Annotated in this window: 15 protein-coding genes, 1 other RNA gene and 1 pseudogene; 10 read left to right on the top strand and 7 right to left on the bottom strand. The window is 46.3% G+C overall.

Annotation, left to right across the window (positions count from 1 at the left end; genetic code table 11):
- The first annotated feature begins 187 nt into the window (after nucleotides 1-187).
- A complete protein-coding gene (locus GA693_RS07595) occupies nucleotides 188-1,768 on the top strand; it encodes a sensor domain-containing diguanylate cyclase (RefSeq protein ID WP_160241792.1) in 1,581 nt (526 codons plus the stop codon).
- Between the two features lie 209 nt (nucleotides 1,769-1,977).
- On the opposite strand, the gene ssrS is transcribed toward GA693_RS07595, so the two are convergent.
- The 3 genes from ssrS to GA693_RS07580 form a co-directional block, all read right to left on the bottom strand.
- A non-coding RNA gene (ssrS, locus tag GA693_RS07590) (6S RNA) lies at nucleotides 1,978-2,161 on the bottom strand.
- Between the two features lie 97 nt (nucleotides 2,162-2,258).
- A complete protein-coding gene (locus GA693_RS07585; RefSeq protein WP_160241133.1) occupies nucleotides 2,259-2,546 on the bottom strand; it encodes a cell division protein ZapA in 288 nt (95 codons plus the stop codon).
- 2 nt (nucleotides 2,547-2,548) lie between these two features.
- Nucleotides 2,549-3,100 (bottom strand): hypothetical protein, encoded by a 552-nt coding sequence (locus GA693_RS07580; RefSeq protein WP_005179239.1) that lies wholly within the window; start codon nucleotides 3,098-3,100, stop codon nucleotides 2,549-2,551.
- 64 nt (nucleotides 3,101-3,164) lie between these two features.
- On the opposite strand from GA693_RS07580, the gene GA693_RS07575 reads away from it, so the two are divergent.
- Together GA693_RS07575 and pepP are read left to right on the top strand one after the other, a co-directional pair.
- Nucleotides 3,165-3,794 carry a UPF0149 family protein gene (locus tag GA693_RS07575; protein WP_160241134.1) on the top strand — a complete coding sequence of 210 codons (630 nt, stop codon included), beginning with the start codon at nucleotides 3,165-3,167 and terminating at the stop codon, nucleotides 3,792-3,794.
- Between the two features lie 48 nt (nucleotides 3,795-3,842).
- Entirely contained in the window at nucleotides 3,843-5,171 is a 1,329-nt protein-coding gene (pepP, locus tag GA693_RS07570; RefSeq protein ID WP_160241135.1) for a Xaa-Pro aminopeptidase, read from the top strand.
- Between the two features lie 88 nt (nucleotides 5,172-5,259).
- On the opposite strand, the gene GA693_RS07565 is transcribed toward pepP, so the two are convergent.
- Nucleotides 5,260-5,481, bottom strand: a complete 222-nt coding sequence (locus GA693_RS07565; RefSeq protein WP_160241136.1) for a hypothetical protein — start codon at nucleotides 5,479-5,481, stop codon at nucleotides 5,260-5,262.
- Nucleotides 5,482-5,969: 488 nt separating this feature from the next.
- Here GA693_RS07565 and ubiH point away from each other — a divergent pair, with 488 nt between their 5' ends.
- From ubiH to GA693_RS07550, 3 genes are all read left to right on the top strand, one after another.
- A complete protein-coding gene (gene ubiH, locus GA693_RS07560) occupies nucleotides 5,970-7,178 on the top strand; it encodes a 2-octaprenyl-6-methoxyphenyl hydroxylase (RefSeq protein WP_160241137.1) in 1,209 nt (402 codons plus the stop codon).
- Complete coding sequence (locus GA693_RS07555) at nucleotides 7,175-8,416, top strand: FAD-dependent monooxygenase (protein ID WP_160241138.1); 1,242 nt, start codon at nucleotides 7,175-7,177, stop codon at nucleotides 8,414-8,416. The genes ubiH and GA693_RS07555 overlap by 4 nt, the downstream gene beginning before the upstream one ends.
- A gap of 176 nt (nucleotides 8,417-8,592) precedes the next feature.
- Nucleotides 8,593-8,841: a hypothetical protein gene (locus GA693_RS07550; protein WP_005179228.1), complete on the top strand. Its 249-nt coding sequence runs from the start codon at nucleotides 8,593-8,595 to the stop codon at nucleotides 8,839-8,841.
- Nucleotides 8,842-8,894: 53 nt separating this feature from the next.
- Here the strand turns inward: GA693_RS07550 and rsmI are convergent, their stop codons facing one another.
- Nucleotides 8,895-9,740: a 16S rRNA (cytidine(1402)-2'-O)-methyltransferase gene (gene rsmI, locus GA693_RS07545; RefSeq protein ID WP_005179227.1), complete on the bottom strand. Its 846-nt coding sequence runs from the start codon at nucleotides 9,738-9,740 to the stop codon at nucleotides 8,895-8,897.
- 11 nt (nucleotides 9,741-9,751) lie between these two features.
- On the opposite strand from rsmI, the gene GA693_RS07540 reads away from it, so the two are divergent.
- The 4 genes from GA693_RS07540 (at nucleotide 9,752) to GA693_RS07525 (ending at nucleotide 12,762) form a co-directional block, all read left to right on the top strand.
- On the top strand, nucleotides 9,752-10,720 hold the full coding sequence (locus tag GA693_RS07540) for a penicillin-binding protein activator (RefSeq protein WP_160241139.1): 969 nt from the start codon (nucleotides 9,752-9,754) through the stop codon (nucleotides 10,718-10,720).
- On the top strand, nucleotides 10,721-11,143 hold the full coding sequence (locus tag GA693_RS07535; protein WP_016659236.1) for a YraN family protein: 423 nt from the start codon (nucleotides 10,721-10,723) through the stop codon (nucleotides 11,141-11,143). It abuts the gene before it with no gap.
- A 61-nt stretch (nucleotides 11,144-11,204) separates the two neighbouring features.
- Nucleotides 11,205-11,888, top strand: a complete 684-nt coding sequence (locus tag GA693_RS07530) for a BON domain-containing protein (RefSeq protein ID WP_016659235.1) — start codon at nucleotides 11,205-11,207, stop codon at nucleotides 11,886-11,888.
- Nucleotides 11,878-12,762, top strand: coding sequence for an alpha/beta hydrolase (locus tag GA693_RS07525; protein ID WP_160241140.1), 885 nt, complete (start codon nucleotides 11,878-11,880; stop codon nucleotides 12,760-12,762). The genes GA693_RS07530 and GA693_RS07525 overlap by 11 nt, the downstream gene beginning before the upstream one ends.
- A gap of 11 nt (nucleotides 12,763-12,773) precedes the next feature.
- Here GA693_RS07525 and nudC read toward each other — a convergent pair.
- Together nudC and GA693_RS07515 are read right to left on the bottom strand one after the other, a co-directional pair.
- Nucleotides 12,774-13,540 (bottom strand): annotated as a pseudogene (nudC, locus tag GA693_RS07520) (NAD(+) diphosphatase).
- Complete coding sequence (locus GA693_RS07515; protein ID WP_005179216.1) at nucleotides 13,540-15,183, bottom strand: hypothetical protein; 1,644 nt, start codon at nucleotides 15,181-15,183, stop codon at nucleotides 13,540-13,542. Before GA693_RS07515 ends, nudC begins: the two are co-directional and overlap by 1 nt.
- Between the last annotated feature and the right edge of the window lie 85 nt (nucleotides 15,184-15,268).

Genomic DNA, 15,268 nt, shown 5'->3' with positions numbered 1-15,268 from the left:
AATAGAGATAAGGTTAAGACTTTTCAAGCACATCACAACATCTCTCATCTTCCGCAAGAGCAGCGTGGCTATTTGTTAGTACAACTAAAAATGGTCAAATTAAAACCTTAATTTTAGATATCAAAATATAAAATTATGATAAAGTGATACATATCACGCTTTTTTGTCTGGTTTGGGGTTAGTGTTGCTGAAGCGTTTACTTTTATCACTAAGGCTAAATCTGCGTAAACTGATTCTGTACTCGACCATTTTAAGTGTGTCGGGCTTATTCGTGGTGAGCTTGTTTATTTTGAATTATGTGATTAAAGATCAGTTAATTCAAAACTCGCTATCAGTAAATGAAAAATATGCAGAAAAAATAGCGGTCAGCGCCAACCAGCACTTTAGTGACATGCTTAAAGAGCTGGAATATAGTGCCAAACAATTAGAACAGGATATTAATAATCCGGAATTAACCTATGCCGAAGTGAAGCGGCTCAAATATCAGTCAGATAATTTTAACAGCATTTTACTGGTCGATCCTCAACAGCAGATGCTGGCCTATGCACCCAAAAGTTTAGCTTTAAGTTTTCAGCAAACCTATAGCACGCCCGGAATTATTGAGTCCTTACAGCAGAAAAAAACCTATATTTCATCGCCTTACTGGTCGGTAAAGGGCAATCTGGTCATTCTGATGTCACAGCCAATTTATCATCAGCAGCAGTATCTGGGCATGATTAGCGGGACCATTTATCTACAACAGAAAAATGTCATTAATGACATGCTCTCGACCCAATATGATTATAAAAACAGTCATCTGTATGTACTGGATCAGGATGACCGGATTATTTTCCATCCCGATGAAAATCGTATTGGCGAAAAAATTATCAATAATAGCGGACTGGCTTATATTCGACAGCATCAGAAAGGTTCCATTCAGCTGACCAACAGTTTGGGTGTCGATAATCTTGCCGGTTTTGCCCATATTCCCAGTGTTAACTGGATCGTGATTTCACAGCAACCAACAGATGCCTTGCTGGCACAAGCGCATACTTTACTGTTCAAAGTATCGGTGGGCATTTTTATTTTCTATCTGTTTATCTTTTTGCTGGTCTGGTGGATTTCCAACTTTATTTCATCGCCTTTAAACCGCTTGGCCAAAATGGCCAGTATGCTGAATCAGCATGATATTCAGGATAAAATTAAAAAAGTCGATCCCTGGTATTTTGAGGTCTTAAAATTCAGAACCTCGTTATTACTTAGCTCGGAAAATTTTAGAAACCGGATTACGGAGCTGAAACAGCATGTCAATACCGACCCCTTGACCGGTTTATATAATCGCCGTGGTATGGAGGTGTTTTTAAAGGAGCTGGTCAATACCCAGACCGCATTTGCGGCCTTGGCCATTGATATTGATTTTTTTAAGAAAATTAATGATCAGTATGGGCATGATCAAGGTGACGTGGTACTAAAAACGCTCGCGCAAATAATGCAAACTAATTTTAGGGAACATGATATTTGCTGTCGTAGTGGTGGTGAAGAATTTTTGGTACTGATGACCACGGCAGATCCGCTTGTAGCACATAAAGCCGCTGAACGACTCAGACTAACCATGCAAGACAACCAGATTAACCAGATGGGACAAATCACGATTTCTATTGGCATCGCGTTCTGGCCAAAAGATGCCGTCGATGTGGCTGCAGTACTAAAAATTGCAGATAATAAACTTTATGAAGCAAAACATAGTGGGCGGAATTGCATCCGTTCTACAGTCAAGTCGTCTGCTTAAAAATTTTGCTGAACTGCAATCTTGTGAAGATGTTAATCAAATCGATCTTACTGATTTAATTCGGGATGGCGTTCTTTTAAGATGGGTTGTATCTACAAGAGGGCTTAACGGTTAGTTGGAAGCTTTAAAAGATTAGAGCGAGAGAATCATTACTTATAAAAAAGAGGAAATATAGAAATTCTGAGGACTGAATAGAGGATAAATCAGCTAAACCCTCCGACGGTGCCGCTGCATGTGTCGTTACCCTGAACCCGATGAGTTCAAGGTGGACGCGACGTATACTTGCTGGGCTTCCCACTCAGGGTGGGCATGCACTCTAAATATACAGAACGCAATCCATAAGTTTAAGTATCGGCAGGGGAATAGACCTGCTGGCGAACACCTCAGAGTTAGACTCAGTATAAAGGATTCAGCTTTAGACGCAAACCTATCGGCCTACAGAACTGTAAATTTAAGTGTCATTTGCACAGGCTTTATGCAAGTCAAAGCCTTATTCGGTCAGTGTTTCGACTTCTTCCAGAATTGTGGCCAGCAAGCGTTCACAATGGGCATATTCCTGCAGGGACTTGTTCATCGACAGCACTTCCTGCATCAGCTCTAAAGCCACCATAATAATCAGCTTGCTTGGTTCCATACGTGGTGCTTTACGACGGAATTCATCATATTTTTCATTCAGCAATTCTGCTGCACGTTCCAGATCCGGCCGTTTTTCAAGAGTCGTGGCCAGCTTGAAACTGTGTCCTAAAACGCGTAAATCTACAGGAATTTGTTCACTCATGCTTAAGCTTCCTCGCTGACATCAGTTGGATGGGCCAATTGCTGAATTTCCTGGGCATTCTGGTCTTGTGCAGTTCCTAAAATGGCCAGACGCTGAATAATTGCCTCGACTTTGGCTTTGGCATGCTCATTCTTCTGCAATAAACGCTCACGTTCTTGCTGCAAAGATTGCACATTCTGCAAAGTCTGACGCTGTTCATTCTGCAGTTTTTCTTTAATGACGCGTAGCTCGTTACGTTCGGCCAGCAATTCCTGAAAGCGGTTTTTAAGATCGGTGCAGCTTTTTTCCAGACGGCTATAACGGTCCGCCAATGCGGTCGCATCCTGATTTAACTGCTGAAATTGGGCCTGACTGGTGCTGAGCTGTTCACTTAAAGACTCAATTTCTTCTTGTTTTTGGGTAATCACCCCATTTCTTTGCACAATTTGTGCATGATGCTGCTCTTCAGCCTGTTGCTTGGCTTCAGCTAAAGATTGAGTTTCACTCTCATAATGCGCAAGTCGTGTTTTTAAAACACCAATATGCGCCTGTAGACGCTGTAATTCTTCTAACATATCGTGGTCGCACAGTCTTGCAAACAAAGGTAATATATACGAAGTATAGAGATTGGATAAGCGAATGCAAGACGATATTTCAGGTTGGTCCGAATGGTACCGCAATTTTTTCACGATTGAAGAAATTTCAAGTCCAAGTGAGTTACATGGTTTACTGACCGGTATAGTTTGTGTGACAAATGCACCAACTGAAACCGAGTGGCAACAGATTCTGGCGACCCTGAATGTGCCCGAACTTAGCCCGGAAGCGCTGGATATTTTAACCGGTGAAGCGGAAGATGTAGCGCATGCTTTATCTGAAGATGAACTGGATTATCTGCCCCTGTTACCGGATGATGAACACGTATTACAGGAGCGGGTACAGGCGCTGGCCGACTGGTGTGCCGGCGTAGTTCTGGGCTTTGGCCTGGCGTCCGGACATATCCGCAGTGATGAGCTGGAGCTGATTGAACATCTGCAAGATGTGGCAGCAGTCGAGTTTGAAGACTCGGACAATGATGAAGAAGGCGAAGAAAGCTATCAGGAATTATATGAATTTGTCCGCCTGATTCCGGTCAGCCTGTCGGTTGGCCGCAAGAAAATAGCGGTTGATGAAAGTTCTTTGTTACAAAACGTACATGCCAAGTCACGTCAGGTGGCTGCGCCAGAAAGCGGCAGTATTGTTGAAATGTTTACCCCACATCGTCCGAGCTGATTCGGGCGATACCATCCTCCCTTTTATTTAGGCTGCGAAGAAAAATTAATGAAGAAACTGACCCAGGTAGAATTTAAAGAACGTCGTGACCGTCTGGCTGAACTGATGGGCCCACACAGTATTGCCATTATTGCCACCAGTCCGGTGGCCATGCGTAACCGGGATGCTGACTATAAATATCGAACGGACAGCAGTTTCTTCTACTTGACCGGCTTTGCAGAACCTGAAGCGGTCGCGGTCATTGAAACCTATGAATCTATAGATGAAGGCTATACCTATAGCCTGTTTTGCCGCGAACGTAACCGGGAGATGGAAATCTGGAATGGCTATCGTGCTGGTATTGATGGTGCCATTGAACAGTATGAGGCCGATGAAGCCTATGCCATTGACCTGCTCGATGAAGAAATTCTGGAAAAACTGCTGGATAAAGACCAGCTCTTTTACCGTATTGGACAGAATGCCGAATTTGATGCGCGGGTGGCCAAATGGATTGCAGCTGCCAATGGCGAAAGCCGCCGTGGCACCTCGGCACCAGCGCAGGTGGTGCAGCTCGACCGTCTGGTCGATGAAATGCGTTTGCACAAAGATACCAAAGAGCTGGAACTGATGCAAATTGCGGCAGATATTTCTGCCGAAGCGCATACCCGGGCCATGCAAACGGTACGCCCCGGCATGATGGAATATGCGCTGGAAGCCGAACTGAATTATGTGTTTGGCCGAAATGGCTGTGTTCCATCTTATAACAGTATTGTTGGCGGCGGTGAAAATGCCTGCATTCTGCACTATGTAGAAAATGACAAAGAACTGAAAGATGGCGATTTGGTGCTAATTGATGCCGCCTGTGAATATCAGTTCTATGCTTCAGATATTACCCGGACCTTTCCGGTGAATGGCAAATTCAGCCCCGAGCAAAAAGCGCTGTATAACCTTGTACTAGATGCTCAGCTTGCAGCAATTAATGCCGTACAGATTGGCAACTCCTATAAAGAACCGCATTATGTTGCGGTACGTATTCTGGTGCAGGGCCTGCTTGATTTAGGCATTATGCAGGGTGATCTGGACGAGATTATTGCGTCAGAAAGCTATCGTCAGTTCTATATGCATGGTACAGGCCACTGGCTGGGCATGGATGTGCATGATGTCGGAACTTATAAGGTTGATGGCGAATGGCGTGCTTATGAAGCCGGTATGGTGGTTACGGTTGAGCCGGGTCTATACATTGCCCCGGATGATGAAACGGTAGATCCAAAATGGCGTGGCATTGGCATCCGGATTGAAGATGATATTGTCGCGACCAAAAATGGACCACTGAACTTAACTGCGAAAGTAGTGAAAACTGTAGACGAGATTGAAGCGTTGATGGCTGCGACCAAATAAAAGCCGTACAGCTCAAAAGCCGGTCAGAAGATCGGCTTTTTTGATTTTGAATCAGCGTTAATGGGTTAAATAGAGATAGACATCCAGACTAATGAACGAAAATATGCCAAACCCATTTAAAAATATTGCCAACGCTATGAGGAAATACATAGCCTAAAACAAAATAGCAAATGACTGTAAAAATTACAATATGGGCTGAGCTTATTGTAAGGCTGAGATAGAGGGATGAAAAAATTGCTAACCCTAGCCCCAAAAAAATCCCGGCGACAGCGTAGTAAAATGCTGTAATAAAACGTTCAGTATGATCCATTTATTATCCTAACATTCTAATTATTTTAAGAAATTATAGTATGGCTTTTAGATTGAATAATAGAAGACTTAACTTGCGGCCGGAAAGCCATGAAACATCCATTGTATGCCCCACAACAGAACCAAGATTAAAACGACTAAAAAGATAAGTTCTAATTTCTTCATGTTTTAAATTTTCTACAATGAATAGCATACAGCTGATACGAATTCTTTAATTTATTTTATCTACGTTAGGGCTGTCGCTTGCTCAGCTTAAGTCTAGCGCTCCAGGCTTTGTATAGATGTTATATTGCATACCATTCCAGTGTCATCTTATGGAATAACATCTTTTAAACGGGATTTATGGTCAGAACACGCAAGCGCTGAAGCTCAGAAATTCCAGCCATCCACACGAATCATTATAAAAATCCAATCCCTTGATGTAATATAAAATCAATCATGATTAAGATGTATCTAAACTTTTGAGATACCACAAATAAGGATTCAAGCATGCAACAAGAAGTCATCATCGTGGGCGGCGGTATGGTGGGGCTGAGTTTGGCGCTCATGTTGGCCAAATCCAATATTGCGGTCAAACTGCTCGAAGCAATTCAATACCCGAATTATGATGATGCCAATCTTGCCCCGTATCACTCCAGTTTTGATGCACGAAACAGTGCGCTGTCGCGTCGTAGCGTACAGATTTATCAGGAACTGGGCCTATGGGATGCCTTGCAGGAACATGCTGTCCCGATTCTGGAAGTGCACATTACCGAGCAGGGCAGTTTTGGGAAAGCGCGTCTGCAAGCCGAACAGGAAAAAGTCGAAAGTTTTGGACAGGTGATTGAAAATGCCTGGTTAGGCCGGGTGTTATTGACTCAGGTGCGCGCAGAGCCTTTAATTGAACTGATTGATGGGGTAAAAGTCACCTCGCTGACCCAAGATGCAGATCTGGCTTATCTGGAAGCGCAGCGTGGAAGTGAAGTCTTAAAACTGCAATCCAAACTGGTGATTGCTGCCGATGGCCGCGATTCATTCTGCCGTAAAGCCCTAGGCATTGGGGTGGATGAACATGATTATGATCAGGTCGCCATTGTAACCACCGTACAAACCTCTAAACCACACAATCATGTCGGTTTTGAGCGTTTCAGTCCTTTAGGTCCGCTGGCGTTATTGCCTTTGCCGGGCGAATATCGTCGTTCGGTGGTCTGGCCGGTGAAAAAAGGCACGGAACATGAATGGGTGGGGGAAGACAATGACCAGCATTTCCTTAATGCCTTGCAGCAGACTTATGGCGATCGGGCTGGAAAATTCCAGAAAACCGGACGCCGTTTTAGCTTCCCGCTTTCGCAGGTGCTGGCAGAAAAACAGGCAGTGGGCCGAGTAGTACTGATGGGTAATGCGGCACATACCATTCACCCGGTGGCCGGACAGGGCTTTAACCTGTGTATGCGCGATGCTTATGTGTTGGTGCGTTATTTAAAAGAACAGCTGGCTCAACAGGCCGATTTGGGCGATGCCGCCATGCTGCAAGATTATGAAAAATCCCGTCTGACCGATCAGCAGCGCGTGATCAAATTCTGTGATAGCGTGGTGCGTGGCTTTAGTAACCAGAATCCGGTGCTGAAACTGCTCAGAAATACCGGTCTGATTGCCTTTGATACCATTCCGGGAATTAAACCACTTGTTGCCAACTATGCCATGGGACTAAAAGCATGAACCAGACAGCACACGTATTAGATGCCGTTATTGTGGGTGGTGGTTTGGTCGGTGGCTTAACTGCATTATTACTGGCCCAAGGTGGGGTACAGGCCACTGTGCTGGATGCCGCCCCAATTCTGGATACAGAAAAAACCTTAAGCGTGGCCAATCCGCGCGTACTGGCTTTAAGCCAAGCCACCATCCACCTGCTAAAAAATGTGGGTGTTTGGGATAAACTGGCGCGTCAGCAACCTTATACCGGCATGCAGGTCTGGAATAAAAATGGCTATGGCGAAATCAATTTTGGTCAGCCGGCAGAAAAAACACCCGGAGTGGATCAGGCGCTGGGTTCGATGGTGGAACCCAGCATTTTAAATCTGGCCATTCAGCAAACCATGCTGACGCAGATTCAGGATTATCGTACCCAGGTCAAAGTCACCCGGATTGAGCAGGGCATTGGCGTCTGGCATATTTTCCTGGCCGATGGCACAAAACTGACGACCACACTGTTAATTGGCGCAGATGGGGCCAATTCCTTTGTCCGCGAACAGGCCTTTATTGATCTGGATGTGCTGGATTATCAGCAGGCAGGCATCAGTTGTGCCATCCGAACTGCCCAGCCGCATCAGCATGTGGCGCGCCAGATTTTTCTGGAAACCGGTCCGCTGGCATACCTGCCGATGAGCAGCCTCAAGCCTGAACAGGATGGCCATTGGCAATCTATTGTCTGGACGCTACCAGAGGATTATGCAGAAGAATATGCTGCATTATCCGATCAGGAATTTACCCAGCTGTTGACCCGTGAAAGCCATCATATGTTGGGTGAAGTACTGGAAGCTACACCACGTGCCCGTTTCCCTTTAAAAGCCCGTGCTGCGCAGCACTATGTCGAGCCGGGACTGGCACTCATTGGCGATGCGGCGCATGTGATTCATCCACTGGCCGGGCAGGGCGTCAATATTGGCTGTCTGGATGCCGCAGTCTTGTGTGATGTTCTGCTGCATGACCGGGCACGTGGGGTCTGGGCGCATGAGCAGACCTTGAAGCGTTATGAGCATCGTCGTAAAGGTCAAAATGATGCAATGATGCACAGCATGTCTGCAATAGGCTGGCTGGAAACCACCCAGTTATTCCCGCTGGTCTGGGGACGTAATTTTGGCTTGAAGCAGGTTGAACAGCTGCCGGTGTTAAAGGATGCTTTTATGGCGCAGGCCAATGGTTTGCATCTGCTGAAAGACACGCGGTATGCGGTCTAGCTAGAAATAGTTATTTTTTAAACATTCATTAATACATGATTACGAATTTGGTTAAAAAAGACACGATTTTTTTGTCTTTACCTCTAGGCGAAAGGCGCAGAGATTGATAAATTTCTTCCTAATTGCATGACAACGTTCACCAGGACTCAATTGAGGTCATTTGCGGGGAGATTAAAATGACGGATATGAACGATTATGATGATGTAGAAGATACCACCGTCGATGACGATGAGGCAAAAGCGGCTGAAAAAGGTGCACTGGACAGCGAAGATGCCGTAAACGATGGTGATGTGGCGGAAGCAGAAACCTTAACCGTAACCGCTAAACAGAAGCAACGCCAAGCGTTAGAAGATGAAATTGCGGCCTTCTTGGCACGTGGGGGAAAAATTACTGAAGTCCCACCAGATGAGGCTGCACGCCAATAAGAAAAAAGCATCACTCCGGTGATGCTTTTTTTATTGCGAATCAACAGCCAGAATCAGTCATCATTGTTCTGGTTCAGTTCCAGCGCACGCTGATAGGCCACTTTTTTCTTGATTCCGGTTAAATCGGCGGCCAGTTGTGACGCTGCTTTCACCGATAAATCCTGCAATAGTCGGGTCAGCAGCTGATCCAGCTTTTCCTGCTCCAGATCTTTTTCCGCGGTTGCACCACCAACCACCAGTACAATTTCACCTTTTTGCTGATGATGATCAGCTTCAATAAAACTGACCAGCTCACCCAGCGTCATCTTCTTGATGGTTTCAAAGGTTTTGGTAATTTCACGGGCAAAACCGACCGGACGCTCGGCGCCAAAAATACTGGCCATATCTTTAACGCTGTCCAGAATCCGATGTGGCGCTTCATAAAAAATCAGGGTCGCAGTCTGGTCTTTAAGTTTTTCCAGACTCAAGATACGCTGTGACTGTTTTGACGGTAAAAAGCCTTCAAAGCTAAAGCGGTCACTCGGTAAACCAACGGCACTGAGCGCTGCAATTGCGGCACAGGCTCCCGGAACCGGAATCACCCGGATATTGTGTTCTTGGGCGGCGCGGACCAGTTTAAAACCGGGGTCGCTAATTAGCGGAGTACCGGCATCACTAATCAGGGCCATATTTTCGCCGTTCAGCAGGCGCTGAACCAATATATCAATTTTGTTACTTTCATTATGTTCATGGCACGCCGTTAACGGAGTTGATATATTATAGTGCTTTAATAATTGAGCGGAGGTCCGAGTATCCTCTGCCGCAATAATATTTACAGACTTTAGAACATCAATCGCCCGATAGGTCATGTCGTCTAAGTGCCCAATTGGGGTGGCTACAACAAATAACTGAGCACTCATTAGGTTTCTCCATGTTTAGGCAAATTATTAATAACAATAAAAGACAGCTTCAAAAAGTAATTATTACCACGGCGCTGTTGGGCGCAGGACTTTCAGTTGCCCAGGCCGAGATTCTGGTCATTCTACCTGAATCGGGTCCTATGGCGCGAGCCGGTTTCAGTATTCAGCAGGGTTTTATGCACGCTTATCAGGCATCGGGTGAGAAAATGCCGGTTAAATTGATTAATTCCGAGCAGCGCAAAATTGGTCCCTTGCTGCGTCAGCATGTCAATGCCAAGACCCGGGTGGTGATTGGACCTTTGGCACGTGCCGATGTCGAACAGTTAGTTGCACTGCGGCCCAAAGTGCGTACACTGGCCTTAAACGAGGTGATCCAGCAGCATCCACGGGTGTTACAGTTTAGCCTGTCAAAAAAAGATGATGCGCAGACCTTAAAACAGCTGTTCCAGAAAGATCAGATCAATCATTTGTATATTCTGCGTGAACCGGGCACCGAAGCTGAACATGAGCTGTTATTGATGTCTCTGGTGTCGCAGCTGGATTATCCGGTGGAGGTGGTAGACAGTCCGCCGAGGTGGCTGAAACGTCAGCAGGGGGTGTTATTGCTGGGTTCGAATGGCTGGATCAATCGCCAGAACAGGTTGCCCAAAAAGCGCTTATACAGTCTGGCCAATGCCGTCGAGTCACAGCAGCAGTTACCGCAAGGCCTGCAGTTTTGTGATGCGCCGGCTTTATATCAGTCCCACTGGGCAGATGTACAGGCCGGAATTCAGGCGGCCAAGGCGGAACACTTTTCTTTTCAGCGGCTGGTGGCCTTTGGTGGAGATGCCTGGCAGATCGCCAATTATTATCTGAAGCAGCCGCAATTAAACCGCATCGAGTTTGAAGGGCGAACTGGTTTAATCCGGATTCAGGACAACCAGATTCAGCGTATTCCGAAATGCTATGTGCAGCAGAAACAGCTGGTACAGATCCTGTAAATGGCCAGTCAGCGCGCGCGTTTGGGGCAGTGGGCCGAACAGCAGGCCGCAGTGTTATTAGAGCAGCAAGGTTATCAGATTCTGGCGGCCAATTACCATTGCCGTTATGGTGAAATTGACCTGATTGTCCGGCAGGATCAGCAGCTGGTGTTTGTGGAGGTAAAGGCGCGATCTTTTAGCGATTATGGCCGGGCGGTGGAGGTGGTTTCCATCTCCAAGCAGCAAAAGCTGATAAAAACTGCGCTGACCTATTTGAGCAATTCTGCACAATTACAGGATTTTTATTGTCGATTTGATGTGATTTGTTTTGATTTTACTGAACAAATTGCAAAAACAGTACAGCAAGATTTTTCCAATTTCACGTATGATCTGCAATGGATTGAAAATGCTTTTACTTTTGATTCAGAGTTCATTAATCTTTGAAGAGAATTGAAGCAAAGATGCTTGAAAACAGAAATGAATAAGTAATGAGGAGTCTTGCTGAGTGTTAAATCGTATCGCAATCACAGTGCTGTGTGTGGCAAGTTTATCCGGCTGTGCAAGTTTTATTTCCAGTGGTACGGGTTCTGCACCTGTAGGAACGGAAAGTGGCGCACGCTCACTTGGCCAGGTCTTTATTGATAACTCCATTGAACGTACAGCAAAAATTAATTTATATAAGCTGGATGCCCGTTTTAAACAGTCACGCGTTAATATTGAAAGTTTCCACGGCAATGTATTGCTGACCGGTCAGGTGCCAGATGCACATCTGAAGCAGTTGGCGGAAGACAATGTACGCGCCATGAGCGATGTCAAAACCGTACACAACTATATTACCGTGGGCAACCAGATTGGTTATAGCACCATCATGCAGGACACCACCGTGACCGCCAATACCCGTGGCCTGATTATGAAAGCGCCGGTGGTTTCTGACAGTAAAGTGCGAATTCACACCGAAGATGGCGTGCTGTATGTGATGGGCCGTTTGAATAATGCGGAAATCGCCGATTTAAATCAGGTGTTACAGCAGGTTGGTAATGTCACCAAAATTGTGACCTTAATTGACAATATTGAAGCCTCACAGGCCACATCTTCTGGTTTTGCCAGCCCGATGATGAATGTACAGCCGGATGTACAAACCCCGGTCGCCATTGATCCGGACCAGATCGAGCCAACGAATGCGCTCTAAGTTGTTCCAGTTTAAAACGCAGCTGCAATATCGTCTGGTTCAGGCCAAAAGTGTATATCAGGAATTCCGCCTGTATGATTTTGGCAGTTATGCCCTGAACCGGTTGACCCCACGCCAGGGCTATACCGTAGAGAACGATCTGGCTTATGGAACGAATGAACGCCATCAGCTGGACTTGTACCGGACTGCCCAGCCACGTCCCCAGCAGCCGTTAATTGTTTTTGTTCATGGTGGTGCCTGGTCACGGGGCGATAAAAAAGACTACCGCTTTGTTGGCGAAGCTTTTGCCCAGCAGGGTTTTGATGTTGCCGTCATTAATTATCAACTGGCGCCGCAGAATATTTTTCCGGTCTATATTGATGACCTGACTTTGGCACTGAACTATCTGCATGATCAGCAGGCAGAGTTAAGGATTAACACTGATCAGATTATCCTAATGGGGCACTCGGCCGGTGCGTTTAATATCATGTCGGTGCTGTATCATCCGCAGCCTTATGCGCTGAACTGCCGAGACAATATTCGGGCTGCGATTGGCTTGGCTGGTCCCTATCATTTTGACTATAAAGATGATCCGCTTTGTGCCGATGCATTTGATCAGACCATTCCTTATCATGATGTGATGCCGTATTACTTTGTGGAAAGTAATCACATTCGTCACTATTTGCTGGTGGCTGAGAATGACCAGATTGTGCATTTGAGTAATGCGGTTGATTTTGATCATGTGCTAAACAAGCATGGCAATCATAGTCAGCTGATCACCATTTCACGCACCGGGCATGTCAGTATTATGGGCTCGGTATCGAGTCTGTTTAGCCGTTATTTCAAGACCAAGCACACGATTATGCAGGCGCTGGAAGAAACGCTAAATTCCTGAGTAGTGTCTCTTTAGAGCCAGGCTTTGCTGTCGTCGGCGACGGCAGAGCCTTCGGTCACGTGTTTGATCATGGCATGGGCGATACTGCCTTTGAACGGAATATTCGGCAGCTGATCAAATTTAAAGAATTGCGCATCGCTGATTTCTTCTTCCTGTAACTGCAGTTCACCACCGGCATATTCGGCTTTAAAGGCAATCATCAGGTTGCTTGGAAAAGGCCAGGGCTGACTGGCCAGATACTGAATATTCTTTAGCTGGATACCGACTTCTTCCGCGGTTTCACGGCGTACCGCTTCTTCCAAGGTTTCTCCCACCTCAACAAAACCGGCAATCAGGCCATACATATTGGTGGTGTTTCGCGCATTTTTGGCCAGCAGAATTTCATCTTCACCGCGGGTAATGACGGTAATGACACAGGGTTGTACACGTGGATATTGGCGATACTGGCAGACCGGGCAAACCATGGCATATTCGGTGGCATGCGCTTCGGTTGGATGGCCGCAGTGGCTGCAAAACGGTGATTACGACGCCATTCTAGCAACTGGATTGCACGGCTGGCCTGTTCAAATTCGGCACTGTTCCAGAACTGTAACAGCTGGCGAATTGGCAATAATTGATAGCCTTCAGGAATGGGCTCATCGGGGAGTAAGTCGCGGGCAATCACCTGATTGCCCGTAGACAGGTCACTTGCTAATTTTTCAACTCGGGGCAGTTGAAACTGTTCATCGACCAGCAGTTGCTGTTGGTGAAAAATATAGGCAAGTGAGAGTTCAGACATTAGGCTACAGCTTTCAGTTTTTCGCTACTTGCCAATGCTACATCAAACATCGACTGTAAAACAGGCTGTTTGTTTTTTAAATTGTCAATCAGCATGTCGGCACCGGCCAAGGTGTCTAACACGGCATTCAGCTCGTCACTACTGAGCGTTTCACCGGCTTCGCATTTACGATAGATAAAGTCAGCGGCAGTCAGCAGCGCCTGCTGGCCTTTTTCTTCATTCAGGAACAGCAGGGCACCGGCCACTTCACGCAGCTGGGTACAGGTGTTTTCCAATAAACGCACATCCTGATCCTGAACGTGCTGCACCAGAATCTGCTGAGCCAGATCAATTAAGGTTTTGGTTTCGCTCAGCAATACTTCATGCGCTTCATCTAAACGGTCCAGCGAAATGTGCATGTTGTTAACGCGCAGCTGTAAACGGCTAGAGGTATGATGACGCTCCAGCACCCCAATCGAGTTCATCGCTGATAAAATGGTGTTCATCAGCTGCTGGGCAAAGCTTTCTTCTTTGAGCACTTCGGCCTGACTCAAGGCGTCGGCCTGAACCAGCAGATCACGGTGGGCTTCATTCAGGTTCAGTACTTTAAAGATGTTGGCCAGATCTTTGAGCTTGGCTTGCAACTCCTGGGTTTTTTCAGGGGTCATGTTCTGGTAGTTGTATTCGATGTCATTGCGAATCTGCGCCATTTCGCTGGTCGCCAGAGCACTGATGGTCTGCATGGTTTCAAAATCCGGACCATACAGATGACGGCTGAAGACCTGTAACTGGGTGTCAGTCAGCAGGTCTTCACCAATATTCAGCTGTTCGCGGATGTGCTGGGCCACCTGATCTTCCTGGCTAATGCACAGGCTCAGGATGTTGGCCAGATCACTTAACTGGGCCTGGAAGCTGTCTGGTGCGGCAAAGTATTGACGCATATTCAGTTCAATACTGATTAAGGTGCGTAAACGTGGTTCATTCAGCAGCAGGTTATCAATCTGGTTTAACGCCACATAGACCAGATTCCAGTATTGTTGGCTTGGATGCTGGGCGGATAGACCGGCTAAATAGGTGCCGACCAGTTTCATGGCTTGCAGATCCAGCTCGGATTCTTCCTGCTTCAGCAGTTTGTACAGTGACAGTTTATACAGCTGATGCACATAGCCTGATTTTTCCAGACCGGGTGCTTGTGGCAATTTGAATTCCGGGTGAATACAGTCCAGCAGAGATTCAATATGCTGGCCTTCCTGGGTGAGTGGTTTACCCAAGGCACGTTCCAGACGGTTTAAGGTATCGAGCAGGAACTGTGGAATTTTAACTTCGCGCAGACAAATAAATTCGATGTAGCGCTTGAGCATGGTGGTGCCTTCACTTAAGGCAATCACGTCTTCAGTTTTAATTTGCGCCGGATTCCCCATAATCTTGCGCATTAATTCTGCTGAATATTGGGCAATTTTTGCCAGGCTCGACATATCAATCAGGGCCAGTACCTGGGCACATTGCTCAAACTGGTTAAGGGCATCATCAATCCCGAAAGGTAAAGTCTGATCTTCTGCCAAGGTGCTGACTGCGGATTCCACCAATTTGATTGAATTATCAACCTCATTTTTTATTATCAGTAATGCAGTCGGATCAAAATGAATAGAGGTTTGGTAAGACATGTATCTGCACCTTTCCTAGTGTTTTATCTGTTTATGGGCCTGCTGCAAAAACAGCAGACCTGTTTATCTTAACTATAACTGAACT

This window comes from Acinetobacter indicus, assembly GCF_009914475.1.
Classification (GTDB): Bacteria; Pseudomonadota; Gammaproteobacteria; order Pseudomonadales; family Moraxellaceae; genus Acinetobacter; species Acinetobacter indicus.
The sequence above is the reverse complement of the archived record's forward strand: the minus strand, read 5'-3'. Positions and strand labels throughout refer to the sequence as shown.